Origin of the sequence: Bradyrhizobium sp. (assembly GCF_049581145.1) — a bacterium.
Classification (GTDB): domain Bacteria; phylum Pseudomonadota; class Alphaproteobacteria; order Rhizobiales; family Xanthobacteraceae; genus Bradyrhizobium.
In genome coordinates this window covers 1-2,409 of sequence record NZ_JBAURI010000658.1, presented here as the reverse complement: position 1 = coordinate 2,409, position 2,409 = coordinate 1, and the positions used below count along the sequence as shown (strand labels likewise).

Annotated in this window: 2 protein-coding genes and 1 pseudogene; all 3 read right to left on the bottom strand. The window is 64.9% G+C overall.

The annotated features are described in order from the left end of the window. Window positions 1–182, bottom strand: a pseudogene (locus WCB02_RS21615) (bifunctional diaminohydroxyphosphoribosylaminopyrimidine deaminase/5-amino-6-(5-phosphoribosylamino)uracil reductase RibD); the annotation flags it as partial. Next, window positions 179–661 (bottom strand): transcriptional regulator NrdR, encoded by a 483-nt coding sequence (nrdR, locus tag WCB02_RS21610; RefSeq protein WP_423961255.1) that lies wholly within the window; start codon window positions 659–661, stop codon window positions 179–181. The pseudogene WCB02_RS21615 and the gene nrdR, both read right to left, overlap by 4 nt. Window positions 662–674: 13 nt before the next feature. Further along, the gene (glyA, locus tag WCB02_RS21605) at window positions 675–1,997 is read right to left on the bottom strand and encodes a serine hydroxymethyltransferase (protein ID WP_423961253.1); all 1,323 of its coding nucleotides are present in this window, start codon (window positions 1,995–1,997) and stop codon (window positions 675–677) included. Window positions 1,998–2,409: the final 412 nt, after the last annotated feature.

The window sequence follows — 2,409 nt, the reverse complement described above, 5'->3', positions numbered from 1 at the left end:
GTCCAGCCGCGCCCGACGATGATGCCATCCCTGACCACGACCGCGCCGACGGCGGGATTGGGCCAGGTCCGACCCAAGCCGCGCCGGCCGAGCGTCAGCGCCAGCTGCATGAAGCGGCGGTCGGCTTCCCTGGTCGCCGCGGATTTCTGCCTGAGCTGGTCTTCCAGGATGCGGAAGATCATTTGCGTATCGCAGCGAGCCGCGCGTCATCCTCGCCGGAGAGCTCGCCCAGCACCGCCTCGAAATCCTTCGCCTCGCGGAAATTGCGATAGACCGAGGCGAAGCGCACATAGGCGACGTCGTCGAGCTGGCGCAGATGCTCCATCACGATTTCGCCGATCGCCTCGGACGAAATCTCGGCCTCGCCCGCGCTTTCCAGCTCGCGCACGATGGCCGACACCATCTTCTCGACCCGCTCCGGGTCGACCGCCCGCTTGCGCAGCGAAATCTGCACCGAGCGCATCAGCTTGTCGCGATCGAACGGCACGCGACGGCCGTTGCGCTTGATCACCGTGAGCTCGCGGAGCTGCACCCGCTCGAAGGTGGTGAAGCGGAAATTGCAGGCGACGCAGACCCGCCGCCGCCGGATCACGGAGGAATCCTCGGTCGGACGGGAATCCTTCACCTGCGTATCGAGACTGTTGCAGCTCGGACAGCGCATTGACGCCTTTACCCTACTGATAGATCGGAAAACGATCGGTGAGCGCCTTCACCCGTTCCTTGATTGCGGCCTCCACCAGCGGCGCCTTGCCATCCTGCGATTGCGCGATCGCATTCAGGACTTCGGCGATCAGGCCCGCGACCTCTTTGAATTCGCCGACGCCGAAACCGCGCGTGGTCGCGGCCGGCGTCCCCAGGCGCAGCCCCGAGGTGACGAACGGCTTTTCGGGATCGAAAGGTATGCCGTTCTTGTTGCAGGTGATGGCCGCCCGCACCAGCGCCTTTTCCGAGACATTGCCCTTCAGCCCCTTGGGCCGCAGGTCGACCAGCATCAGATGGTTGTCGGTGCCGCCGGAGACGATGTCGAAGCCATGGCCGCGCAGCGCCTCCGCCAGCGCCTTGGCGTTCTCGACCACGTTCTTGGCGTAGACCTTGAAGTCCGGCCGCAGCGCCTCGCCGAACGCGACGGCCTTGGCCGCGATCACATGCATCAACGGGCCGCCCTGCAGACCCGGGAAGATCGCCGAGTTCAGCTTCTTGGCCAGCGCCTCGTCGTTGGTCAGGATGAGGCCGCCGCGCGGACCGCGCAGCGATTTGTGCGTGGTGGTGGTCGTGACATGGGCATGCGGCACCGGCGAGGCATGCACGCCACCGGCGACGAGACCGGCAAAATGCGCCATATCGACCAGAAGATAGGCGCCGACACTGTCGGCGATCTCGCGAAAACGCTTGAAGTCCCAGGGCCGCGAATAGGCCGAGCCGCCGGCGATGATCAGTTTCGGCCGCACTTCCTCCGCCTGATTCGCCACCGCATCCATGTCGATGATCTGGTCCTCGCGCCGCACCGTGTAATGGGAGGCCTTGAACCATTTGCCGGACATGTTGACCGGCGACCCATGGGTCAGATGGCCGCCGGCGGCGAGATCGAGGCCCATGAAGGTGTCGCCGGGCTGCAGCAATGCCAGAAACACCGCCTGGTTCATCTGGCTGCCGGAGTTAGGCTGGACGTTGGCAAAACCGGCGCCGAACAGCTTCTTGGCGCGCTCGATCGCCAGCGTCTCGGCGACGTCGACCCATTCGCAGCCGCCATAGTAGCGCGCGCCTGGATAGCCTTCGGCGTATTTGTTGGTCATTACCGAGCCCTGCGCTTCCAGCACGGCCCGGCTGACGATGTTTTCCGAGGCGATCAGCTCGATCTCATGCCGTTGCCGGCCGAGTTCGCCGGCAATCGCGGCCGCAATCTCGGGATCGGCTTCGGCCAGCTTCGCCGTGAAAAACGAATCGGGCGCGGACGCGGTCTTGACGCCGGACGGATTGGCGCTGGAGGGAGGGGTCATCGCGAATATCTCCACCGCCGCAGGCCTTTGAGCGGTGCGGTCGGTCGTTCAGGGGCGTTCGGAAGCGGTACCCCGCCGATTAGCACATCACAGTGCAACGGCCAAGGACTTGCGGTACCCGCCTGATATTTATGCAAGATGTGGTGGATGGCCGGGATTGCCAGGGGCGCCTTGGTCCCTCTCCGGCGTCGCCCCGGCCCTGAGCGGGGGCCCATAACAACCGATGGGTGTTTGGGAGAAGACTGGCGCCGCCAATCTGATGCCACGACAAACGCCCGTGGATACGATAGGGGTCGGGATCGACTTTCGCCGACCCCGCCCTCCGAACCGTACGGGCGGTTTTCCCGCATACGGCTCTCCAGTCGGTGGTTTCTTCATCGAGACTGTCTCGCTGCTTGCCAGGCCGTGTGAA